The organism is Kribbella koreensis, assembly GCF_039525325.1.
Lineage (GTDB): Bacteria > Actinomycetota > Actinomycetes > Propionibacteriales > Kribbellaceae > Kribbella > Kribbella koreensis.
In genome coordinates this window covers 929518-952092 of sequence record NZ_BAAAHK010000003.1, presented here as the reverse complement: position 1 = coordinate 952092, position 22575 = coordinate 929518, and the positions used below count along the sequence as shown (strand labels likewise).

Sequence of the window (22575 nt, the reverse complement as noted above, 5' to 3'; positions counted from 1 at the left end):
CCCGGCGATTAGAGCGCCGCCCTCCCGTTCACTGCGCGGTGATCACGGCGCGTTGCTTGGTTCCCGCCCGTGGATGACTCGCGATCGCGACCAGACCCTCGATCGAAGCGGCACGGACGATCCACGACGTCAGCACGCGATCGGCCGTGCCGTCGTTTCGCGCCCCGCCGTCGAGCCGCAACGCGCTGCGCCCGCTGAGCTGTCCCAACGTGACCCGGTTCGGACCGCGTTCGATCGACGCGCCGTCGGGCAGCCTCAACTCAGCCGTCAACGGAAGTACCAGCTTCTCCCGAGCAGCACGCGCACTGATCTGTGTAGGCAGCCAACCAGTGTTAGCGATGCCGACGTCTACGCGCCACAGATCGTCGCCAAGCGAGGTCGCCTCGGCGCGCAAGATCTCGATGCAAGGCGCAGCCAACGCCTGGTGCACGGCAAAGTCCGCATGCGGAGCAACCTCAGCCGCCAACAACGCCCTTGGCGGATTGGACAGCAGCCGGAACCAGTCCGCACCACCGATCTCAACCGGCCCGAGCTGCGGATGTTCGAAAGGCCGCCAAGGCAGGTAGTACTCGCCGTGCGCATCACTCCACTTAGCGATCGCCAACTCCTCAGCAGGCGACAACCCGACGTACCAAATATCAGTCGAGCTGCGCTTCCCAGTAGCCGCGTGCACAGCATCCCAGAACTCGGTCGTCCAAGAGAACACGCCAAGATGCTCGTACGCCCAGTCATCAGACGCACCGCTCATAGTCTCGGTCTTGTCCCAAGTGAAGTCCTCGAACACCGAGTGCACCGGATATCCAGTGAGCTCCGTACCTCGGCGCCCCAACTCCTTCCACGTCCACACATCCGTCGACGGGAGTGCCGAATCAGCCTGGGTACTGGACGGCCGGAGCAACACCCCACCCGACGTGTGATACGCGTTGTACCCACAGATATTAGGCCGCGCGACGATCGCCCGGATCAGCGAGTCAATCTCCGGCTCACTCAACGGATGATCCCCGGACCCCAACACCCCGGTGCCCCATCCCGCCGGAAAGTTGCGATTCATATCCAGCCCCTGCGGCGGCCGCGGCGTGGGAACAGTAAACCCATCAAAGTCCCGAATGGTGCCCTCAGCAAGCAACCTGTAGCGCTGAACCCCAGCCGGTACGACGCCATCCGCCGGCACCGGCACCATCACCCGCGCATCATCCTCATGCGCGACCCACCCACCATTGGCATCGGCGATGCGCATCGTCAGAACACGCCCATCCCCATCAACATCATGCTCAACCAGCCCCGGCCACTGATGCGCATCCCGATAAGGCCAAGGCCGCATACTGCTACGCCGATAAGTGGGGGAGTCCGCCAACGCAGCCTCGACCCCATCAGGATTAACCCGCGGCGCCACATAAAACGTCCGAGTCCTCAACGCCTCAACCGCAACCTCATCCGCCCGCTCACCCGCCGTCACAAGATGCTGCAACAAACTCAGCGCCGCCACCCCAGAGGTCACCTCCGTGGCATGAATATTCGCATCCACCCAATGCGCAGGCTTACTGTCATGCGCCCCCGTACTCACATCAGTAACCGTTGCCAACAGCAACGCCCGCCCCTCGAACGAAGTCCCGTACGACTCCACAGTCACCAGTTCGGGATACTGCCGAGCCAGCTCAGCGAGTGCCTCCGCGAGTTCCTCATAACGCAAAAACCGATTGAGTTCCACGCCCCGGACGCTATCCCAAACCCAGGCCAGAACCGCCCGCCCACTCGTGCTCGCCAGGCGCTACCGCGCAGCCGCCAGCCAACGCCGCCGACCTCATACCTGACCTCCATAGCAACCACCAAGCAGTCATCACTGCCCTGCACACTCCAACGGCTTGCCTGACCTACGTCCACGCGGGCATAGGAGAAAGCGAAACCCCACCCAACACAAAACTCCGCTCAATAGGCGAAGCCACAGACGAAATACACCGCCCCTCAACAGCCCCGCCGCTGTCATCGCCTGCCGTCCCGGCACCTGGTGATCCCTAACCTCGCTCGCCGCCCCTGGCACCGCCACTCCAGCGTCCCTAGACACCCACTGGCAACACCACCAACACTCCCTAGCAACCGACCTATCCGCCATCCACAAACACGCCCAGCACGCCGGCCACCACATCCACATAGACGACCCATCTTCGTAGCCGAATCAGACGATGCAGCCCACAAGCGCCTTACAGGCTGGTACGACCCACAACGGCTTGTGGGGTGCGGCGGCTTGTGGATTGTCTAGAGGCCGAAAGTGTCTCGCATGATCTGGATCAGTTGCCGGGCGGCCGCCTCATCTAGTTGCAGCGACTGGCTGCTCTTCGGAGTCGATTGTCTCTCATCGGAACCGAACGTAGTGAGATGTAGATATTTCTGGCCGGACTGGTCGGTGAGTGCTTGGTAGAAGCAATCGACCTCCGTCGGATGAACCCTAACCGCCTGCGTTCCGGGCTCGAGTGAGCGAAGACGTGCCATGTGTGCCTCCTGGCGTTGCGATCTAACAGCGTGGCAGATGGCCGACAGCATCTGCTCCCCACAGCAGCAGTTCGCAGCGGACCTGCCCATGATTGCGGTCAACGTACTCCGTTCGACCAGATGAGCCCACCTACGGCGTCGAGGTCAGTGCTGCTGACGGCTCCCGATCTGAAGGTGGCGCCCTGTCGGCAAGATATCTGAAGGTGTGGATTTCGCCCAGGGATCGGGCGCGCGGGTCGAGTTGGTTCCTGGCCGAACGGGAATCTTCGGCGCCAGCTCAACGCCGACCTACGATTCCACAAGGTCGACGTCGAGCATTGAGCTCTGGCGTCTTTGGGCTGGACAGCTACCGCGATATCCGTACGGAGATAGGCAAACTGCTCGAGCGGTTCGGAGTGTCAGCCGCATCGATGAACGTCTATGCCGGAGGCGCGCCATATGAGGTTGGAACGGAATGGTAAGCGCTCAGTCCTTCAAGATCGTTGGTGGAAAGAACCACCTGAGTAGCACGGCTACCACCGCAGGATTGGGAGTGCCGTCATGTGGTCAGGCTTTACTTGGCTGGAAGGTGAGCTAGCGGGTGGATCCGTGGGCTCGGTTGAAGTTGGTGTTGTGGGATTTGAGGGCGTCGGGGGCGGGTGCGGCGGTTCGTTTGTTCGGTGGGGTGATTCGGACCTGGTCGAACTCGCGGTACTGGCTGTTCTTGAGGGCGGTTGAGAGCTGGACGCGGTGGGACGAGGCGTCGACGGTTAGTTCGAAGAGGTCGAAGAGGGTGTGTAGGTCGGCGCGTAGGAGGAGGCCGTTGCCTGGGGTGTTGGTGTGGTCGCCCCTGTACGGCGTGATGTGGGCGGCCTCGAGAGCTGGCGTGGCCTCGCAGCCGCTGATGCAGCAGCGGCCGTCGTAGAGCCTGATCAGCTCTGCGCGGAACTGCGGTTGGCCACGGCGTACGGCGACTGATCGTTGCATGAAGCGGCGTGCGTCGACGTCCGAAGCGAGGGCTTCGCGCTCAGCCTCGACCTGGGTCGCCAAAGCGGGTGGGATGTGTGACATTCCGACCCCGAGGACGAGGTTGCGTAGGCGGTCGATGCCTTGGGTATTGTCGAGGCGGGTGACGCCGCGATTGGCCAGACCGGTGAACTCAGCAACAACCTGCATTTCCGACCACGACTGTGTGGCCGCCGTCGGCGGTTCGGAGATTCGCTCGAGGTCGAAGCGGCTGACGTAGTGCCGATCGGCATGGTCGGGCCATGGGACACCTTCTGGTTCCGTGACGGGCCTCGCGTCCTCTGCGGCGATCGCGTGAGCGATCAGACCTCCACCTCCGGTCTTCCAGAAGAAGACGTCGTCGCCGGCCGCGATGGCGTGGTTCCTGGTGGTCGCCCAGACGGAGTGTTCTTTGGCGATGTCCCAGTTGTGGGGTCGCGTGCCTTCGACGTTGATGATCCAGCCAGACATTGGACATGCCCCTTCAGCGATGAGATCGCTGCGGGTGGAGGCATGTCCTGGGTGGAAGCCTGTCGGGCCGCTGCTTCTTGGTGTGGTCAGGCGGAGTGAAGATCGCCGGTTGTTAGTTGGTGGAGGGCGTCTCGGGTTTCTGGGTCGGGGGAGTAGAGGATGGTGCCGACCATTCCTCGGGTGAGGAGGACCTTGTAGGTGTTGCGGACCAGGCGGTCGAAGGTGGGGTCGTCGGTGGTTTTGCGGTTCCGGAAGGCCGGGTCTTTGTTGGCGTCACGGATTGTCGTGAAGCGGCCGTTGCGCCAGACGAGGTCGGGGCCGAGGATGACGCCGCTCCAGTCGTACTCGAAGCCTTGCGCGGTGTAGACGCAGCCGACCTGGCCGAAACCGTTCGGCTCGGAGGCCCAGAGGGCGGCGGGCGGCGCTTCGCCTACTTTGCGGTCGCCCTTGACGTTCCAGGGGCGCGACCAGTCACCGATCTGGACGTCGGAGACGAGGGTTTTGTCGGGTCTTGGATCGCTCCACGGCCAGCAATAGCCGGCTGCGATGCGGGCGCCATAGCCCTCGGCCGCCTTGGCTTTGAGGGTTGCTTCCAGCGCTTCTGGAGTGTCAGCAACCTGTACCTCGAATGATGGGTCTCCCGTCCATGGGATCGGGCCGCCGTCGGTGAGTTCGAGAAGATGCATGACCCACTGGACGTACTCCTCGCTGCCGCCGCAGCGGAACTGGCCGTCGAGGCTGATATGCATCGGAGGCGGGAGGCCGACCGAGGCGGCGTACCGCTGGATGTCTGCGACCGTTCCGAGTTCGCCGGGCTTGACGACCTGGTTCTCGTCCAGGAAGAAGACGGGCACGCGGGCAGCCGCCACGAGTTCTTCGATCTGGGGGCGTCCGGTGCGGAACTGGGCGGGCGTGTATCTGTCGACCGAGGTCTCGCGGATGCGATGGGCTTCGTCGAGGATGAGGACGTCGAGTTCGTTGGCTTCGGCATCCATGAACTGGTTGAAGTACTTGAACATCTTCTGTACACGTGGCTGCCGTGCGCCGGCGACCTTGCGAAGGGTCTGGGTGAACGAGCGCGAGCCGGTGGCGTGCAGGACGGTTCGGCCGCGGCGGGAGAGTTCGCCGAACAGCGACAGCGCGATCACGCTCTTGCCGCTGCCGGGTCCGCCGGTGACGATGATGATCGACTTCTGGTCGGCTCGCCGAATGCGTTCGACCTCGTGGAGGACCATCGAGTGGGCGAGCTTCTGCTCTGCCAGGAGTACGAACTGCTCGCGACGCTGTACTTCGTCGGCGGCGACCGCGAGCAGTTGCTTCGATGGAGCGACGGCTGAGCCGATCAGCTGGTCGGCGTACGGGCTGCCGGGGACGGAGGGGTCGAGGCGATCGCGGAGGAAGTCGGTGAACTCGGAGCGGCGCGCGCCGATGAAGAGTCGGCCGCGTTGGTCCTGGGGATATTCGTACAGATCGTGTACCGCGGATTCGGCGGTCGCGTTGTGGAGGTAGGCCGCGCCGGCGACGGCATCTGTCTGGCCGTCGAGGGATCTGGTGAAGTCGGCGAGGTAATCGCAGTACCCGCGAACCTGTGCGACGGGGTGGAGCCGAGGCGAGTTGGGGTAGCCATCGATGAGGACCAGCTCGCGGTCGTCTTGCCAGGCGGCGGCCTTGCTCCATTGCTTCAACTCGATGACCACGTACGACGAGTTGCCGGTCGTCGGGTGGCGTCCCGCGAGTACGACGTCTGCTCGCTTCGAGGTCAGCGGGAGGTGGTGCTCGACGAGTACCTCGATATTGCCCAGCCCTGCGTCGATGAGGTCTTGCGCGAGGACCGGGAGACTGCGCTCCCAGGATCGGAGTTCTGCCGGAGCGGCGCGTCGGCCGGTGTGGAACTTCATCTGTTCGGCGATCCTCGTGGCCAGGGTTCCGTCCGTCGTCAGGTCGGCGATACCGAGGGCAGAGTGGCGAAACAGCGTCACGGGTGAAGGTCTCCAGGCAGCACGAAGCGATGTCGTGCGGGTGGAGGCGTGTCCTGTGAACGCTGACGCTCGGCGGAAGCCTGTCGGGCCGCGCCACCGACTCTATCCAGTGGGAGTACACGGCGGGAGGCGTGTCATGCTCGCGGCGTGTCAGATTTGATTGAGTTGCGCGACCGGATGCGGGCCTTCACCGACGAACGCGACTGGGCGAAGTTCCACGACCCGAAGTCGCTGATCCTGGCCTTGGTCGGTGAGGTGGGTGAGCTCGCCGAGCTGTTCCAGTGGCTGCCGGCGGACGAGGCTGTGCAGCTTGCCGGGACCGACCCGCTGCGGCGGCGAGCTGGCGAGGAGATGGCTGATGTACTGGCTTACCTCGTTCGCCTGGCTGATGTTCTGGACATAGACCTGGCGGAGGCCGCCATGAAGAAGCTCGAGAACTCGGCGGAGCGATTCCCGGCTGCGGACTTCCGAGGCGAGGCGCCTGAGAAGGCGTGAGCTTGAATTCCGCGAGGTCCGGCTAGCGCTCGCGAGTGGGCGGGTCGTCGCGGCGGTGGGTAGTCGGTGGGCGCGGCGTCAGGGGTTGCGCGGTGGCGGCGCCTCGGGCGGGAGCCACGTCGGAGGCTGCCGCCAGGGCTTTGCGGAGGTCCGGCGGAAGCGGTTGGCGGACAGGACCTGCCGGCTCTTGTCGGGTATGCGGGCCAGTGGTTGGGCGGCGGTCGGGGATGGAGCTGAACTCTTGGACTCGGACGCCCAGTTTGCGGTTGAGGATCGCCGCGGCGGTGGTGAAGGGGCGGTCGTCTCGACGTGGGGCGAAGCAAACTGCTTCACGGTAGGGGAGACCCCCGTCCTCGGCTTCGAATTCGCGGTAGATCAGGCGGTGGGACGGGCCCAGTTCGCGGTCGCCACGGGACTCGGAGATGACTGGCACCTTGAGTTCTGCGCAGTCGCGGAGGTCGTGGTGCTGAGGTGAGTAGCCGAGGCGACGGCCGTTGAAGTCTTCTTCGCGTCCGTCGGCCAATGCTTTGAGGCCGTCGATGGCGGCGCGGAACTCACGGTCGCGCAGGCCGCCCGGCTGGCTCCTCGCGGCCTGCTGCAGGGCGAAGAGATGCTGTCTGAGTTCCGGCCGGATGATCAGCCGGTACTGCGTACTCACGACTTCGGCTTGTCCGCCTGGTCCGCGTCCTCGTTGAGATCAATGCCGAGTTCGGCAGCGACGTCTTCGAAGGGAATGGACGGACCTGCGTTCTTGTCGGCGAGTCGCTCTCGGGCTGTCTGATAGATATGGTCGAAGCCTTCCTCATCGGCGGCCAGGGCCATCAGCCGTCGCCAGTCGTCCCACGAGATGACGACGCCTTCCGGCTGGCCGGCGTCGCCGAAGATCATCGGCTCACTCTCGCCTGCGCGGAAGCGGCTCAGCATGTCGCCGAGGTGGGTTGCGGCAACGGAGGTCTCGATCACCCAGGCGGACTCGCCGTCGGGTAGCAGGTATGGCGTTTCGGCGTTCATGGTCGTCCTTCCGGGGCGAGCGTCCCAACAGAATAGGCGGCGGCCGGCCGAGGGCGATGGAGTTATCCACAGGCGTACCAGTTGTCAGCCATGCTCTCGCGGAGCACTTCGTGTTGGTCGAGCCTCGGCGGTGGGGTTCGTGGACATGCCAACCGGCCGGACCTCCGCGGGATGCGGGGCCGGCCGGTTTGGGGTGGCTAGTTGGTGCGGAGGGATGCGAAGAAGGTGCGGAGGTCGGTGGTTAGGTCGGTGGGGCGTTCTAGGGAGGCGTAGTGGCCGCCTTCTTTGAAGTTGGTCCAGTGGATGATGTTGGAGTTGTCGCGGTCTGCCAGGGGGCGGATTGTTTTGAAGTCGTCGGCGAAGACGGCGACCCCGGTGGGGGCGGTGTTGATGGTGGGCTCGGCGCCTGAGTGGGCTTCTTCGTAGTGGTAGCGGCCGGCGGTGGCGCTGGTGTTGGTGAACCAGTAGAGGGAGACCTCGGTGAGGATCTGGTCCTGGGTGACGAGGCTGGTGCCGTTGCCGAAGGAGTTGAAGAGCTCGTTCCAGGCGAGTTGGCCGACGGGGGAGTCGGAGATGCCTACGGCAACGGTTTGGGGGCGGGTGGAGTTGATGGCGTTGTAGCCGCCGACGGACTGGAACCACTGGAGGTGTTCGAGGGCGGCGTAGTCCTCGGGGGTGAACTTCTCGAACTCGGCGGGGTCGCCGGAGGGGAAGGAGAAGAGTTGGAGGACGTGCAGGCCCAGGAAGCCGTCGGGGTTCAGGAGGCCTAGTTCGCGGGAGATCATGGCGCCGGCGTCGCTGCCGTGGGAGCCGTACTCCGAGTAGCCGAGGCGGCGCATCAGGGTGTCGAAGGTGCGGGCGACGCGGGCCATCGTCCAGCCGCGGTCGACCAGGGGAGTACTGAATCCGAAGCCGGGGATCGACGGGATGACGACCGAGAAGGCGTCGGAGGCCTGGCCGCCGTGGGCCACCGGGTCGGTGAGCGGGCCGATCATGTCGAGGAAGTCGATGAAGGAACCCGGGTACGAGTGGATCAGCAGCAGCGGGGTGGCGTCGGCCTCGGCGGACGGTACGTGGATGAAGTGGACCGTCTGGCCGTCGATGTCGGTCAGGTAGTGCGGGTACTCGTTCATCCGGGCCTCCTGCGCCCGCCAGTCGAACCCGGTCTGCCAGTGGTCGACCATCTCGCGGAGGTAGCTATTCGGAGTACCGAGCTCCCAGTCGTCACCGGGGGCCGGCTCGGGGAGGCGGGTGTTGGCGAGGCGGGTGTTCAGGTCGTCCAGGTCGGCCTGGGCGATCTCGACGCGGAAGGAGCGGATGTCTGCGGAGGTGCTGCCGTTGTTGTTCATGGCTTTACCGTAGAAGCCATATAGGAACGTCAGATTCCCAATTGAACTATCATTTTGAGGCATGCGGGAAACCTCTTCGAGATTGCTGTCGTTGCTGGCCCTGATGCAGTCGCGGCCGGCCTGGCCCGGGTCGGAGCTGGCGGAGCGGTTGGGGGTCAGTACGCGGACCATCCGGAACGACATCGATCGGTTGCGCGAGCTCGGGTATCCGGTGGATGCGACGCGGGGCGCTGCTGGGTACTACCAGCTCGGCGTCGGGGCGAAGTTGCCGCCGTTGCTGCTGGACGACGAGGAAGCGGTCGCCGTCGCCGTCGGGTTGCGGACGGGCGCTGGGGTGGCGGGGATGGAGGAGAGCTCGGCGCGGGCGCTGGCGAAGCTCGAGCAGGTGTTGCCGCATCGGCTGCGGCGGCAGGTGAACGCGATCCATACGACGCTGTCGAAGGGGCCGGACAACACCGGGTCCAACGTGCCGGATCCGGAGGTCGATCCGGTGGTGGTGACGACGATCGCGGCGGCGATTCGCGATGAGCACTACTTGCGGTTCGACTACCTGGTACCGGAGGGCGCTCCTTCGCTGCCGATTCTGGTGGAGCCGTATCGGTTGGTGAGTTGGCAGCGGTACTGGTATTTGGTCGCGCGCGACGAGACCGGCGAGTGGCACACCTATCGCGTCGACTGGATGGACCTGCGGATGGCGACGGGACGGAAGTACAAGGCCCGCCCGATGCCAGAAGACGACTATATGGATTTCGTACTACGTGACGTCGCGTCCACCGGCTGGAAGGTACACGCCCGGATCACCGTCTTCGCCTCCGCCGACGAAGTGCTGTCACGCATCCACGCCGCGGTCGGAATCGTCGAGCCGGTGGACGACAACACGTGCGTCCTGATCACCGGGGCGGAGAGCCTGGAAGTCGTTGCCGTGTACATCGGAATGCTGGGTCTGGACTTCCAGGTCACCGCTCCACAAGCCCTTGTAGAGCACCTCAAACTCATCGGAGAGCGCTATCTCCGCGCCATCGAGTAGTTAGAGGTCGCCGAGGCCGGCGTTGCGGGCTTGGATTATGGCGGTGGCTCGGTCGGCTACTGAGAGTTTGGTGAAGATGGTGGAGACGTTGTTGGCGACCGTTTTGGATGCTAGGCCGAGGTGGGTGCCGATGGCGGAGTTGGAGAGGCCGGAGGCCAGGAGGTTGAGGATTTCTCGTTCTCGGGTGGTCAGGTCGGGGAAGGGGTCGGCGGCGGGGGCGGGTGGGGCGGAGAAGAAGGAGAGGACTCGGCGGGCTACGCCGGGGCCGAAGATGGCTTCGCCGGCTGCTACTGCGCGGATGGCTCGGGCTATTTCTTCTTGTTCGGCGCCTTTGACCAGGTAGCCGCGGGCGCCGGCGCGCATGGCGGCGAAGACTGAGTCATCGTCTTCGAACATGGTGAGGACTAGTACAGCTACGTCGGGGGCGGTGCGGGCCAGTTCGCGGGTTGCGGCGAAGCCGTCCAGGTCGGGCATTTGCAGGTCTAGGACGGCTACGTCGGGGTGCGTGGTCACTACCTCGCGGATGGCTTCGCGGCCGGTGGCAGCTACGCCGACTACTTCAATGCCAGGTAGGGATGACAGGAGTGCCGCCAGGCCTGCACGTACTACTGGGTGGTCATCTGCGAGTACCACGCGGACATCGGTCATGGCGTGGCCATGGGGAAGGTGGCGTGGACTCGGCCGCCGCTGGGGGAGGGGCCGGCTTCGAAGGCGCCGCCTAGTTCGGCTGCTCGTTCCCGCATGGCCTGGAGGCCTACGCCTGGGCGCCAGGCGCCGTTGGGTGGGCCGTCGTCGGTCACCAGGACTTCTAGGGCCGAGTCGCAGCGCAGGGTTAGTACTGCGGTTGTCGCGCGCGAGTGGCGTACCACGTTGGTCAGGGCTTCGGTGGCGATGCGGTACGCCGCTACCTCGAGCGCTGCCGGCAATGGGGGCAGGCCGTCGGCCGATACCTGTACTGAGACCGATGCGCCGTCTGCGCGCCAAGACAGGGCGTCTGCTCGCTGTCGCAAGGCTCCTACCAATCCGAGTTCGTCCAGTGCGGGTGGGCGGAGGTCGTCGACCAGGCGGCGTACGTCGGCGATCGCGGCTCGCGTATCCGTCCGCAACGTACTCAATAGCTCCGATGCGCGCTCTGCGTCGGTGGAGACGAGGTTGGCGGCTGCATCTGCGGTGAAGGCCACGCCGGTCAGGGTTGGGCCGAGTCCGTCATGCAGGTCTCGTCTGAGCCGTCGGCGTTCCTCCTCGCGGGCTGCCACTAGTCGCTCGCGTGAGGTCTGCAGCTCTGTGGACAGGCGGGTCGCGTGGACGGCGACTGCGAGCGGTACGGCGACCAGGGTCAGCACGTTGCGGTCGGTCTGGGACAGGCCGGATTCGCCTGACCGGAGGCCGACTAGGAGCGAGCCGACCGTAGTACCGCCGTAGGAGAGGTCCACCGGTACTACGGTTCCCGCGACTCCGGCGGAGGCGAGTAGCGAGCCGTTGGCCGAGACTGCGACGTACGGGAGCCTTAACGCGGAGCGGACGGCCTCGACGACGCCCGGCATACCGCCGGCTACACCGGAGGACAACTCCTCGCCTACGAGCGATGCGACGCGGGCCGGGTCGCGGCGGTCGCCGTACATGGCACGGTCGACCAGGCGTTGCAGGCGGGGGAGGACAGGGGCGATCAGGAGGGCGATGAGGACCGTGACGACCGCTGAGCGGCCGAAGCGGGTGGAGACGAAGGAGTCGGTGATGGCCACCAGGGCGGCATATGCGCCGACGGCGAGTACGGAGAGCAGGGCCCAGGTGAGGGCGCGGGAGACGACTAGGCGGATGTCTAGTAGCTGGTGGCGCACGATGGCGACGGCTACGGCGACCGGGATGAGGGGGATGGCTAGTAGGACGAAGACCGGCGTACCGGTGATGAGAGCCCAGGGGGCCATCACGAGGAGCATGACGACGGTTGCCAGCAGCAACCAGAGCAGTTGCCGGCGGCCGGTGTCGTCGGCGCGGCGGTAGCGGATGACGAGGCTGGCGATCGCCAGGGCGTACGCGATCAGGCCACGAATCTCGGTGGCTGTCCAGAGCGGTTGCAGGGCGTCGTACGAGGGCAGCTGGAGGTAGCTGTTGGGGCCGCCTTCGAAGAGGGCGCCGGGGCCGGTGCCCATCTCGACGGCGAAGAAGGGCGCGGTGACGACGATGCCGATAGCAACTGGACGCCAGCGGGGTGAGAGTAGGTGGCCGTTGGGGAACAGGAGCAGGGCCAGTGGGAGGAACAGGGCGATCGACCATGGCCAGGACCAGGAGATGATGGTCGCTACTACGCGCTGTACCTCAATGGGGGTCGCCCTGTCGTGCAGGAGCTGCGACAGGGGTGCGCCGACAGCCGTGGTCGCGTGACCGATGCCGTCGGCGATGAAGAGCCAGCCGATCGGGTTCGCCGGGCGGTGCCAGGCGATCACGGCACCACAGGTCGCGAAGGTGAGCCCCATCAGCCCGTTGGTCACCAGGAAGCTGTCCAGCGCGGTATCGAAGGACCAGCGGACCACTACCGCCAGCACGACCCCAGCCAGTACTTCGCTGACGCCCAGGCCGCCCAGTACGGCCGCCAGCGCCCGCCGACGCTCGGGTACGCGGGCATCGCCGGTCTGCGGCGCGGTAGGGGCAACAACTCCCGTCATGGGGATCAGTGTGCGCGTTGGGGTGTCCCGGTGTCTCGGGAATGGGGTCCTGGGGTGGTCGGGCGATCTCCTGCGGGGTGGTGACGCCGGGCCCGGGCGTCGGGAGTAGCTCCAGCCCGACTGTGGTGGGGAGCGGCCCACTGGGGTCGGCGTACAGGGGAGGTTGGAGATGTCTCGGATGTTTCGGACTGGGCTGGTACTGCTCGGGCTGCTGTCGGTAGGGGACCTCGCGGGGCCGTTGCTGACGGATGGGGAGCACCCGCCGATGTCGATCGCGTTGATCGGGTCTGCGTTGGGGCTGGTCAGCCTGGTGCTGGTGGTGTTCGCCTGGCGTGGGGCACGGCGGGCGGTGGTGCCGCTGATCGTTCTGCGGGTGCTGTCGGCACTGAGCGCAGTACCGGCGTTCTTCGCCGGTGACGTCCCCGCGGCGGCAGTGGCTGCTGCAGGGATCATCGTTGTACTGACAGTGGCCGGCATCGCGCTCCTGCTGGTGCCCTCCAAGGAGCTGGCGGGCGTGCGATGACTACCACGGCAGCCCGTACTACGACGGCCGCGGACACCCGTGGCGTCAGCCGGTGGGCGGCGGCGATCGTACTGCCGCTCGGGCCGGCCGCGGTCGCAGTACTGCGGTTCGTACTGCCCTACTACACGACCGACGACACCAAGGCGATGGCAGCGAAGGTCATCGCGGAGCCGGGACGTGGGTCGGCGGTGCTGTGGTTCGGGTTCCTCGCCGTACTGACGCTGGTGCCGGCCGCGTACGCCGCGGGCCGGTTGACGCGGCGGCGGGCGCCCAGGCTGACCCTGGTGGCGCTGGCGCTGCTGATCCCCGGCTACCTGGCGCTTGGCTGGCTGGTCGGCGAGGACCAGCTGCTCTGGTCGGGCGCGCATGCCGGTCTGGATGCCGGCACGATCACCCGGATCGCGGAGGCAGCGCATCCGACGAGCGCGATCGCCGGGGTGTTCTTCGTACTCGGGCACGTGCTCGGCACCATCCTGCTCGGTGTCGCGCTGTGGCGGTCGCAGGTGGTGGCGCGGTGGGCGGCGGTCGCGGTGATCGTGTCGCAGCCGATCCACTTCGTTGCCGCGGTCATCATTCCGAACCACCCGCTCGACCTGGTCGGCTGGGGGTTGCAGGCAGTCGGGTTCGCCGCGGTGGGGTGGGCGATTCTCCAACTGCGCAACGACGAATGGGACCTTCCTGCCTTGCCCTGAAGGGCAAACGGATTGGACTCGTCCAGCGCTAGGCTTGATCATCCACTACAGGGGGAGTGAGATGAGCGAGCAGGAGCTGGACGAGTCCCGCGTCGGATTCAAGTTGCGGGACGCCGATCGCGAGGACGGTGGGCTGCTGGCGATGGTTCTCGACCTGATGGCCGCCAAGCCGTCGGTACGGACCTTGAAGGCTTGGGCGCTCGACGCGTTGGCGCCGGCGGTCGGCGAGGCGGCGCTGGACGTCGGGTCGGGGACTGGTGAGGACCTTGCCGAGCTTCTGGACCGGGTCGGGCCGAGCGGCCGGGCGGTGGGGGTGGAGCCGAATCGTGGTCTTCGTACGGTCGCGCGGGAACGGCATCCTTCGCTCGAGCTCGTCGATGGCATTGCCTCGGCGCTGCCCTTCGATGGTGCGTCGTTCGACGTGGTTCGGTGCGAACGCGTTCTGCAGCATGTCGATGACGCGCCGGCCGCGGCTAGGGAGATGGCGCGCGTACTACGCCCTGGCGGGCGGATCTGCCTGATCGACACGGACTGGGCGACGGCGATCGTGCATCCCGCCGATCCTGAGGTGCTCGGCCGGATGATCGACTTCTTCCACACCGAGTCCGCCAACCCGTACTCCGGTCGCACGCTCCGCGGGCTGCTCGCCGATGCGGGGCTGACGGTCGCCGGTGAGACCGCTGCGACGTGGATCGAGCCGCAGAGCGGCGCGAAACAAGGGTTTCTGTCGATGATGGGGAAGACGTCGGTGGCCGCTGGGGTGATCACCGCTGCGGAGGCGGAGGCGTTTCATCGCGGGCTCGAGGAGGCGGCGGATCGGGGCGCTTTCCACATGTCCCTCACGATGTACGCCGTCGCGGCCACGAAGTCGGCCTAGCCCACCCTCCAGCACTCGTTGGGACTGGGGAGGGTTGTACTCCTGATATGGGACATTTCCCTCCCCAGTTGCCTTGTACTGAAGGGTTTCTGGCACCCCGGATCGTCACGCCATCAATCGAGTCAGTGCTGGGCGGGCGCTCCGCCGGCTGAGGGCTCCAGATTGGCCGATTGGTGGCGTGGGCGTCCGGGCCCTAGACCCAGATTGCGGCCGGCCAGCCGTCGGTGAAGGTCTGTGGTGGGTTGGGGAGGGAGATGGCGTTGCCCTCGGCTACTCGGAGGGCGGACCAGGCGGCGGCGCCTGCGTCCAGTACGTCGTCTACGCCTACTGCATGGCCGGCCAGCCCGAGGTCGCCGGATAGTTGGATGCCGGCGTCGGCGAGGAGGGCGCGGCGGCGTTCGGCGCCGGACCAGGTGGATTTGCGGACGGTCAGCGGGGCGCCTGCTAGGTAAGCGAAACTAACCTCGGGGTGGACCTCGACGACTCGGGTGGTGGCTCGGCGGATCCATTCGTCGACCTCGAACAGTTTGGCTCGCAGGCCGTACGCCTGGATCGACAAGCCTTGGCCGGTGAGTTCGCGGTTGATCAGGACCGCTTCGCCGTGGGTCGGGGCTTGGAGGGCGGCTCGGACCGGTGTGGTGAAGACGGAGGAGGAGAGCCGGCCGATCGCGGCCCGCGCGAGCAGATCCGCTTGGCGCGGTGCGGTGTCGGGCAGCCCGATCGGCATGTCGATGGCGATGACAGCAATCGGCTCCGGCGGCTGGCGGCCAGCGGCGGTGGCGAGCGGTTGAGTGGCGTTGGGTGCAGGTGGCTGGGGTTGCTCGGCCTGTTTGACGAGTTCTGCGATGGTGGAGGCGACCAGGGCGGTGGTCTGGCCGTCGGTACGTAGTACGCCGACCCAGCCGGCTTTGCAGGCGTCGACGCCTAGTACTCGGGTCACGGGGCCTACACCCCTTGTTGCTTGAGGAAGGCGACGGAGCGGGCCATCGAGGTCGGCCAGGCGGCGGCGAAGGCGTGTTCCTCGCCGGGGTAGGTGTAGAGGGTGGCTTGCTTGCCGGCTTTCTTCAGCGCAGTAAGGGTTTGCTGGGCCCAGACGGGTGGGCAGGTGGAGTCGGCGAGGCCTTGCTGGAGCAGGAGCGGCTCCGTGATGCGGTTGAAGAAGTTGACGGCTGACAGGTTGCGCCAGAAGGTCGGGTTCTTCGCGGGGTCACCGTGCGCGCGGATGATCGCGGCAGCGGTCGCGGCCTCCGGGCGGGTCCAGCGGTCGAAGTTCTCGACGGCGTTGGAGCTGACTGCGGCGTAGACGACGGCTGCCTTGACCAGGCCGGGTTGGGCGACCAGTACGTTGTACGTGATGCCGCCGCCCATCGACCGGCCGAACAACGCAACGCGCTGCGGGTCGACGTACGGGGAAGCCTTCAGAGCGAGTACTGCGTTGATGACGTCCTCGGTGTAGCCGATGCGGAGGTTGACCTCGGACTGCGGGTTCTTGGACGACTGCGCGTGGTTGCGGTAGTCGGTGTGCAGTACGACGTACCCGCGGCGGGCCAGGTAGTCCTGCTCGCGCATGAGCCCGCGGCCGTTGGTGTAGACGGCGGGGTCGATGTAGCCGTGGTTGAGGACCAGTGCGGGGTGGCGGCCGGGAGCAGTCGGCACGTTGAGGATGCCGGAGATCCTGAGCTTGCTGCTCGCGTACGTGACGAAGTACCGGGTGTAGGCGTCTGTGCGGGCGATGACCCGGCCGAGGCGGAGGTCCCGGCCGTCGTACTTCTTGGCCATCAGTGCCTGGAGCGAGACGGGGTCCGGGGCAGTGGACGGTGTGCTACTCGTCGGCACGCTTGAGCTGGGCTTGCTCGGTCCGGACGTGGGCGTGCTCGGTGTGGAGTTGGTGGGCGGCGTGGGGTCTGCGTTAGTCGTCGACGAGCACCCCGCCGCCGCAACTAGCCCCAGAGCGACGACACCCAGCCACGGCAGCTTCATGTTCCCCATAGTGCAGCCCTCCCCAAGATGCTCGACGTAGTGCGCTCGCAGGTTGTAGGCTCATGCAATAAATGCACGAGCATGGAGTTGATGATGGCGGAGAGTTTTCTGTTCCTGCTGGGGAGTACTCGGCCGGGTGGGAACACCGAGGCGCTGGCGCGACTGGCCGCGGGTGGGCTGGCGCCTGAGGTCGAGCAGAGGTGGGTGCGGCTGGCGGAGCTGCCGCTGGCGCCGTTCCAGGATCTGCGGCATGAGGGCGCCGGGGTCTATCCGGAGCCGACCGGGACCGAGCGTGAGTTGCTGTACGCGACTCTGGCGGCGACGGATCTGGTGATCGCGAGTCCGCTGTACTGGTACACGGTGTCTACCAGCGTGAAGCTCTACCTCGACTACTGGACTGCGTGGCTGCGGGTGCCGGGGGTGGACTTCCGCGAGCGGATGCGGGGGAAGACGCTGTGGGCGGTCACGGCGCACACCTCGGATGACCCGAGGCAGGTCGAGCCGTTGCTGGGCACACTTCGCCTGTGCGCCGACTACCTCGGTATGCGCTGGGGCGGCGAGCTTCTCGCCTACGGCAACCGTCCGGACGAGGCCCTCGCAGCCGATGGAGTGCACACCGCGGCTCAGGAACTCTTCGCCAGGAGAGCGCTCACCGCCAGCTGAGCACGCGGTACGCCGTCGGCGCTAGTCCGGAGAGCGGTGTCAGGTGAGGTCGTGGCGGAGGAGGACTGTGCGGTTGTCGAAGGTGCGGGTGTCGGTGAGTTGGAGGTTCAGGCGCTCGGCGACCGGGTGGTAGACGGGTTTGCCGCCGCCTAGGACGACCGGGTGGACGATCACGTGGTACTCGTCCAGCAGTCCACGTTCGGTCAACGCCGCCGCGACGCTCGCGCTGCCGGTCAGCAGGATGTCCTTGCCGGGCAGGTCCTTGATCGCGCGCAGCTGCTCGACGTCGTGGATCACCTCGGCGTCGTAGGGAGCGCTCTTCAGGGTCCTCGACAGGACGAGCTTCGGCGTCTTCGCCCAGACCGGAGCGAACTCGATCGCATGCTGCTCGTCCGGGGTGATCGACAGGGCGTGCGGCCAGTACGACGCCATCATTTCCCAGACCGTGCGGCCGTACAGGAAGGTGTCGGCGCGGTGCGCGAGGCTCATCGAGTAGGCGCCCAGCTCCGGTCCGAGTACCGGCCAGTCGAACTCGCCGTTCGGGCCCTCGATGAAGCCGTCGAGCGACTGGTGGACGTAGTACATGATCTTGCGCATGATCCGCTCCCCGGGGACTTGGCCTGCTGACGGCCTTTGGTCGGAGCCGGCCCGCGGCCTTTGACATCGGCGGACGAAGGAAATCAGCGCGAAGGTTCGGCGGGGGTTGACTAAGAGTGACGCGAGGGGGAGCGTCGGGGGGAACGGGGTTGTCAGGGGAGGTCCGGCAGCCGTCCGTGGACCAGCTGCTCTCTGGGGTGGAACTTTCTCGCGCTGCGTTCGCAGGTGGCTCGCCGGTCTGGTCGGCGTTGCGGTGACGCGCGCCGGCCGAAACGTGGGAAAGCCCGCCGGACTGTGGAGGAGTCATGGGCGAGTACACGATCGAAGACTTGAAGGAGCGCACCAGGGGACCCGTCATCACCGACGCGGACGAGGGGTACGACGAGGCGCGCAAGGTCCACAACTGGATGATCGACAAACACCCGCGGGTGATCGTCCGGTGCGAGAACGCGGGTGACGTGATGGCGGCCGTCGGCTTTGCGGCGGCCAACGAGTTGGACCTGGCGGTTCGCGGCGGCTCACACAGCGTGCCTGGCTTCGGTACCGTCGATGACGGCGTAGTGGCCGACCTGAGTCCCATGCGTAACGTCCGGGTCGACCCGGTCACCCGTACTGCGCGCGCCGGCGGCGGCGCGACCTGGGGTGACTTCAACGCGGCGACCCACGCCTTCGGGCTGGCCACCACGGGCGGCATCATCTCGACCACCGGCGTCGGAGGGCTGACGCTGGGTGGCGGGATCGGGTACCTGGCGCGCGGTCTCGGGCTGTCCTGCGACAACCTGATCTCCGCGGACGTGGTCACTGCGGACGGCCGGTTCCTGACGGCCAGTGAGAAGGAGCATGAGGACCTCTTCTGGGCGCTGCGCGGTGGTGGAGGCAACTTCGGCGTCGTGACCGCGCTGGAGTTCCGGCTGGCGCGGGTGGACACCATCTACGGCGGTCCGATGCTGTTCGAGATGTCCGACGGAGCAGCAGTGCTCGCAGGGTTCAGGGACCTCATCAAGGACGCTCCGGAGCAACTGGGCGGCTTCCCCGCGTTCCAGTTGGCGCCACCGCTGCCCTTTATCCCGGAGGACCGCCACGGTGACGCGTTCACGCTCATAGTGGCTTGCTGGGCAGGCGATCCGGCTCAGGGGGAGCAGGAGGTCAACAAGTTCCGCCAGTTCGCCCCTGTCGTGGCGGAGCACGTTGGACCGATGCCATACCCAGCGCTGAACAGTGCGTTCGATGCGCTCGTACCGCCGGGTCTGCAGCACTACTGGAAGGCCAACTTCGTCACTGAGCTCACAGACGACGCTATCCAGGCTCACCTGCAGCACGCGCCCGGTCTACCGGCAGTGAACTCCACTGTGCACATCTACCCGATCGATGGTGCCTGCCATCGGGTGCCGGCGGATGCGACGGCCTTTGCCTACAGGGAGGCCAACTTCGCGACAGTGATCGCGGGCATGTGGCCAGACCCGACGCAGAACGACGCAGGTGTCGAGTGGGTGCGCAACTACTACGACGCTGTCTCGCCACACTCCGAGTCCGGCGGCTACATCAACTTCATGGCCGATGACGACCAGGCCCGGATCGCTGACAACTACAAGGGCAACTACGACCGGCTGGTGGAGGTGAAGCGCAAGTACGACCCGAACAACCTGTTCCACCTCAACCAGAACATCGCTCCCTAGCCTGTACTACGTTGCGCGGCGCCCTGGTCGGTTGAGATGGGTGCCGCGCTGCGCCAGCACATGGCGTGGGCATGGCCGATCTGGGTGAAGGCCGCGCCGGGGAAGACGGGTGAGTAGACCTCCTCGAAATGCTGGCGACTCAAGTACCGATCACCGCGTACCAGGTCGCGGGCTAGCCGGCGGAGGTCGCCGCCGAGCAGCCACCCGCCTGGGTTGGCTGCTCGCGGGGAGACGACGTCTATCAGCACTGCCTGCCCGCTGGGGGTCAGCAGGCTCTTGATGTGGGCCAGTGCTGCAGGTAGGTCGCGTACGTGGTGCATAGCGGCCGAGCTGACGATGAAGTCGTAGCTGCCTTCTATGTCGAGGACACCGGCCAGGTCCACGGCATCGACCTGCTCGAAGTGATCAGCTAGCAGTACTGCGAGCGTGCCGGCGCCGCGGCCCAGGTCGAGCGCCCGGCCGGCCCGCTGGTCGGACGGGTCGGCCGGGAGAATAGATGGAAGCCATTCGCCGACTGCCCCGTCGTCGAGCTCACCCAGCCGGTCGTACTCGGCAGCCAGTCGATCGAACGACTGCGCCTCTTCCCACGACATCATCTGCTGCCTCCGCCCTGACACGTCTATTGGACGACGTGAGCAGGGCAGAGGGTTCTACTTTTGCATCAACCTGCAAGCGGGTCAGATGGTCAGCAGGCGCTCGAAGAAGGCGCGGTAGCGCTGGAGGGCGGAGCGCAGGGCCTCGGTGTCGGGCTCGCCGTTCGACCACTGGCCTTCGAGTGTGCGGTGCTGCTCGTCGAAGGTCTTGGAGAGCCGGTCGAGGACGTCGCCGACCAGCTTGTCGGCATCCGTCACCGCTGTCCGCGGGTCGTCGACGAAGCCTTGCTGGATGACATCCCAGCGGGCCTTGAAGTCCACGCCTTCCGTGGTCGGGACCAAGGGCTCGTCGGCGGCAACACCGTCGGCGGTGGGTGTGGCGTGGGCGGCGACGTTCCTGGTGGTCGGCGTCGCGTCTGCATCCGTGGGGTAGGCGGCCTCGTCAGCGGCACGAGTGGTGTCCACGGGCGCTTGGTCGTCGCCGATCTGGTCTACGGAGTAGTCCGGGCGCTCGGCGTCCGTAGTACCGGAGTCGTAGTCGTCCTGCCGGTCTGCTGCCGTGCTGCGGGGGTCTACGTCGACGGGCGGGGCGGTGTCCGTAGTACGGGCGCCGGCGCTCGGGTACGGAGTGGCTGCGGGGTCCAGGGGATCGTTGGTCATGAGTGCTGCTCCTTGGTATTGGTGTGGCCGTTCAGGTCGGCGGGGTTCTCGAGCAGAACGACTACTAGGCGGCGGTAGGCGGTTACTGCCTGGCGCAGGTCTTCCGTGTCGACCGGACCCTGGGTCTGGGCGACAGCGACGCTGTGGGCCTGGCGGTAGTTCTGCGCGACCTCCGGGTGGTCCACGGAGATGTCGTCCGCACGCTGGTCGAAGTCGTCGACCGGGTAGCCGGCCTCGCGCATCATGCGCAGTACCAGCCGGTCTGCTTGCGCTACAGCGTCCCCAGGCGCGTCAACGAAGCCCTGCTGGAGTCCACTCCACTCTGCGCGGTACTGCTCGGCGGACTCGCCGCTGAGCGGGTGCACGTCGAGCTTGGCCCGCCGCTGCTCCCGGCCCCGCAGATCGCGCAGCGCCTCCTTGCGGTCGCCCGACTGCTCAAGCGTGCGTTCGTACTCCGGACCGAAGCGTTCTTGGAGCTGCTCGGTGCGTCGTCGCTGGTACGTGTACAGGGCCGCCGCAGCGACGAGTACGACCAGGACGATCACGATGATGGTGATGACGGTTCCCATCGGTTCTCAGTCCCTTCTGAGTCAGCCACTTCGGTGCCCGATCCCTGGACGACGAAACGCCCGGACCCCCGAGCGGGGTCCGGGCGTCCGGCGGTACGTCAGGCTTTCGGCGCCAGCTTGTGGACGACGATGCCGGACTTGAAGGTGGTCGTACCGAGCAGTTCGAGGTGGTTGATGCCGATTTTCGACTCCGCGAAGAGCTGCTCGCCGTCGGCCAGTACCGGAAAGATCCAGAAGTGGTATTCGTCGACGAGCTTGTGCTCCAGCAGCGTCTGGGAGAACGAGCCGGTGCCGAACTTGAGCAGGTCGCCGCCGTCCTCCTTCTTCAGCTTGCGTACCGCCTCCGCGGCATCCCCCTCCAGCAGCTTCGCGTTCCACTTGGTCTCGGTCAGCGTGCGGGAGGCGACGTACTTCGGCATCGCGTTGAAGTTGTCCGTGTACGGGTCGCCACTGCGCTGCGACCAGGCCTCGGCGAAGCTCTCGTAGGTGGCCCGGCCGAGCAGCAGCGCCTCGGTGTTCTCCATCAGCTTCAGGGAGTAGCCGGAGTGCTCGTCGTCCCAGTACGGCGGGCTCCAGTGCTGCGGGTTGTCGATGGAACCGTTCAGGGTCACGAAGGTGGACTCGATCAGCTTCCTCATGGTCTTGCCTTTCTTTGCTGTTGCTTGGTTTCAGGGTTGGTAGGGCTGCCGGATGCGGGCGGCCCGGAGTGCGTGTGCCCACCAGACGAGCTGGTCGAGTGTGTTCTTGGCGGTGGCGTCATAGCCGGAGCCGGGGCGGGGCCAGCTGCCGTCTGCGGCGAACTGTTCCCAGTAGCAGGGCAGGGTGATGGTGTTGCGGATCGCTACCGCCTGCAGCTCGGTGAAGACCTGCCGCAGTTGCGCAGCGGCGTACAGGCCCCCGGTCTCGCGGCCGTACGCCACGATGGCCACCGGCTTGGCGTGCCACTCCTCGTAGTACCAGTCGAGTGCGGTCTTCAGCGGTGCCGGGAAGCTGCTGTTGTACTCCGGCGTCACCACTGCGAACGCATCCGCAGCTGCGAGCCGGGGAGCCAGTACTGCGACCGTGGCGGGCGTGGGCTCGTCGGTGTCGGGCAGTGTCTGGGGGAGGTTCGCAGTGGCCAGGTCTACGACGTCTACGTCGAGGTCGGCGCGCTTGGCCGCTTGCTGGGCGAACCAGCCGGCCACTGTCGGGCCGAACCGCCCGCGGCGGGTGCTGCCGATGATCACCGCGAGTCGTAGGTTCATCCCTGCTCACCTCCTCCGTGCTGTCCGTTGCTGTT

The 22575-nt window shown here is 66.3% G+C and carries 23 protein-coding genes; 7 read left to right on the top strand and 16 right to left on the bottom strand.

The features are described 5' to 3' along the window. Nucleotides 1–28: 28 nt before the first annotated feature. From ABD116_RS08000 to ABD116_RS07990, 3 genes are all read right to left on the bottom strand, one after another. Entirely contained in the window at nucleotides 29–1708 is a 1680-nt protein-coding gene (locus ABD116_RS08000) for a M14 family metallopeptidase (RefSeq protein ID WP_343966463.1), read from the bottom strand. Between the two features lie 1352 nt (nucleotides 1709–3060). Continuing rightward, nucleotides 3061–3942, bottom strand: a complete 882-nt coding sequence (locus ABD116_RS07995) for an HNH endonuclease (RefSeq protein ID WP_343966461.1) — start codon at nucleotides 3940–3942, stop codon at nucleotides 3061–3063. Between the two features lie 86 nt (nucleotides 3943–4028). Then, nucleotides 4029–5921, bottom strand: coding sequence for a DNA/RNA helicase domain-containing protein (locus ABD116_RS07990; RefSeq protein WP_343966459.1), 1893 nt, complete (start codon nucleotides 5919–5921; stop codon nucleotides 4029–4031). 147 nt (nucleotides 5922–6068) lie between these two features. On the opposite strand from ABD116_RS07990, the gene ABD116_RS07985 reads away from it, so the two are divergent. After that, nucleotides 6069–6416 (top strand): nucleotide pyrophosphohydrolase, encoded by a 348-nt coding sequence (locus tag ABD116_RS07985; RefSeq protein WP_343966457.1) that lies wholly within the window; start codon nucleotides 6069–6071, stop codon nucleotides 6414–6416. Between the two features lie 22 nt (nucleotides 6417–6438). Here ABD116_RS07985 and ABD116_RS07980 read toward each other — a convergent pair whose 3' ends face one another. From ABD116_RS07980 to ABD116_RS07970, 3 genes are all read right to left on the bottom strand, one after another. After that, on the bottom strand, nucleotides 6439–7074 hold the full coding sequence (locus tag ABD116_RS07980) for a hypothetical protein (RefSeq protein WP_343966455.1): 636 nt from the start codon (nucleotides 7072–7074) through the stop codon (nucleotides 6439–6441). Further along, on the bottom strand, nucleotides 7071–7427 hold the full coding sequence (locus ABD116_RS07975; RefSeq protein ID WP_343966453.1) for a hypothetical protein: 357 nt from the start codon (nucleotides 7425–7427) through the stop codon (nucleotides 7071–7073). The genes ABD116_RS07980 and ABD116_RS07975 overlap by 4 nt, the downstream gene beginning before the upstream one ends. Before the next feature lie 197 nt (nucleotides 7428–7624). Further along, the gene (locus ABD116_RS07970) at nucleotides 7625–8776 is read right to left on the bottom strand and encodes an epoxide hydrolase family protein (RefSeq protein WP_343966450.1); all 1152 of its coding nucleotides are present in this window, start codon (nucleotides 8774–8776) and stop codon (nucleotides 7625–7627) included. Between the two features lie 61 nt (nucleotides 8777–8837). Between ABD116_RS07970 and ABD116_RS07965 the strand changes: the two genes are divergently transcribed. Continuing rightward, entirely contained in the window at nucleotides 8838–9803 is a 966-nt protein-coding gene (locus tag ABD116_RS07965) for a helix-turn-helix transcriptional regulator (protein ID WP_343966448.1), read from the top strand. Here ABD116_RS07965 and ABD116_RS07960 read toward each other — a convergent pair whose 3' ends face one another. Together ABD116_RS07960 and ABD116_RS07955 are read right to left on the bottom strand one after the other, a co-directional pair. Beyond that, nucleotides 9804–10451, bottom strand: a complete 648-nt coding sequence (locus tag ABD116_RS07960; protein WP_343966447.1) for a response regulator — start codon at nucleotides 10449–10451, stop codon at nucleotides 9804–9806. Then, on the bottom strand, nucleotides 10448–12466 hold the full coding sequence (locus ABD116_RS07955) for a sensor histidine kinase (protein ID WP_343966446.1): 2019 nt from the start codon (nucleotides 12464–12466) through the stop codon (nucleotides 10448–10450). The genes ABD116_RS07960 and ABD116_RS07955 overlap by 4 nt, the downstream gene beginning before the upstream one ends. Nucleotides 12467–12635: 169 nt before the next feature. Between ABD116_RS07955 and ABD116_RS07950 the strand changes: the two genes are divergently transcribed. The 3 genes from ABD116_RS07950 to ABD116_RS07940 all read left to right on the top strand — a co-directional run bounded on the left by ABD116_RS07950 (nucleotide 12636) and on the right by ABD116_RS07940 (nucleotide 14558). Further along, entirely contained in the window at nucleotides 12636–12989 is a 354-nt protein-coding gene (locus ABD116_RS07950; protein WP_343966443.1) for a hypothetical protein, read from the top strand. After that, complete coding sequence (locus ABD116_RS07945; protein WP_343966441.1) at nucleotides 12986–13681, top strand: hypothetical protein; 696 nt, start codon at nucleotides 12986–12988, stop codon at nucleotides 13679–13681. Before ABD116_RS07950 ends, ABD116_RS07945 begins: the two co-directional genes overlap by 4 nt. Nucleotides 13682–13742: 61 nt before the next feature. Continuing rightward, a complete protein-coding gene (locus ABD116_RS07940) occupies nucleotides 13743–14558 on the top strand; it encodes a methyltransferase domain-containing protein (RefSeq protein ID WP_343966438.1) in 816 nt (271 codons plus the stop codon). A gap of 193 nt (nucleotides 14559–14751) precedes the next feature. Here the strand turns inward: ABD116_RS07940 and ABD116_RS07935 are convergent, their stop codons facing one another. Both ABD116_RS07935 and ABD116_RS07930 read right to left on the bottom strand, forming a co-directional pair. Then, complete coding sequence (locus ABD116_RS07935) at nucleotides 14752–15498, bottom strand: DUF429 domain-containing protein (protein ID WP_343966437.1); 747 nt, start codon at nucleotides 15496–15498, stop codon at nucleotides 14752–14754. 5 nt (nucleotides 15499–15503) lie between these two features. Beyond that, complete coding sequence (locus ABD116_RS07930; RefSeq protein WP_343966436.1) at nucleotides 15504–16538, bottom strand: alpha/beta hydrolase family protein; 1035 nt, start codon at nucleotides 16536–16538, stop codon at nucleotides 15504–15506. A gap of 93 nt (nucleotides 16539–16631) precedes the next feature. Here ABD116_RS07930 and ABD116_RS07925 point away from each other — a divergent pair, with 93 nt between their 5' ends. Continuing rightward, the gene (locus ABD116_RS07925; RefSeq protein ID WP_343966435.1) at nucleotides 16632–17201 is read left to right on the top strand and encodes a flavodoxin family protein; all 570 of its coding nucleotides are present in this window, start codon (nucleotides 16632–16634) and stop codon (nucleotides 17199–17201) included. Nucleotides 17202–17240: 39 nt separating this feature from the next. Here the strand turns inward: ABD116_RS07925 and ABD116_RS07920 are convergent, their stop codons facing one another. Beyond that, nucleotides 17241–17798 carry a dihydrofolate reductase family protein gene (locus ABD116_RS07920; protein ID WP_343966433.1) on the bottom strand — a complete coding sequence of 186 codons (558 nt, stop codon included), beginning with the start codon at nucleotides 17796–17798 and terminating at the stop codon, nucleotides 17241–17243. Nucleotides 17799–18103: 305 nt separating this feature from the next. On the opposite strand from ABD116_RS07920, the gene ABD116_RS07915 reads away from it, so the two are divergent. Beyond that, nucleotides 18104–19474 carry an FAD-binding oxidoreductase gene (locus ABD116_RS07915; protein ID WP_343966431.1) on the top strand — a complete coding sequence of 457 codons (1371 nt, stop codon included), beginning with the start codon at nucleotides 18104–18106 and terminating at the stop codon, nucleotides 19472–19474. Here the strand turns inward: ABD116_RS07915 and ABD116_RS07910 are convergent. From ABD116_RS07910 to ABD116_RS07890, 5 genes are all read right to left on the bottom strand, one after another. After that, a complete protein-coding gene (locus ABD116_RS07910; RefSeq protein WP_343966429.1) occupies nucleotides 19471–20067 on the bottom strand; it encodes a class I SAM-dependent methyltransferase in 597 nt (198 codons plus the stop codon). The genes ABD116_RS07915 and ABD116_RS07910 overlap by 4 nt on opposite strands. Nucleotides 20068–20151: 84 nt before the next feature. Next, nucleotides 20152–20727: a hypothetical protein gene (locus ABD116_RS07905; RefSeq protein WP_343966427.1), complete on the bottom strand. Its 576-nt coding sequence runs from the start codon at nucleotides 20725–20727 to the stop codon at nucleotides 20152–20154. After that, the gene (locus tag ABD116_RS07900) at nucleotides 20724–21296 is read right to left on the bottom strand and encodes a hypothetical protein (protein WP_343966425.1); all 573 of its coding nucleotides are present in this window, start codon (nucleotides 21294–21296) and stop codon (nucleotides 20724–20726) included. Before ABD116_RS07900 ends, ABD116_RS07905 begins: the two co-directional genes overlap by 4 nt. Nucleotides 21297–21394: 98 nt before the next feature. Further along, complete coding sequence (locus ABD116_RS07895) at nucleotides 21395–21934, bottom strand: dihydrofolate reductase family protein (protein WP_343966423.1); 540 nt, start codon at nucleotides 21932–21934, stop codon at nucleotides 21395–21397. Between the two features lie 30 nt (nucleotides 21935–21964). Further along, complete coding sequence (locus tag ABD116_RS07890; protein ID WP_343966421.1) at nucleotides 21965–22540, bottom strand: NADPH-dependent FMN reductase; 576 nt, start codon at nucleotides 22538–22540, stop codon at nucleotides 21965–21967. Nucleotides 22541–22575 lie beyond the last annotated feature (35 nt).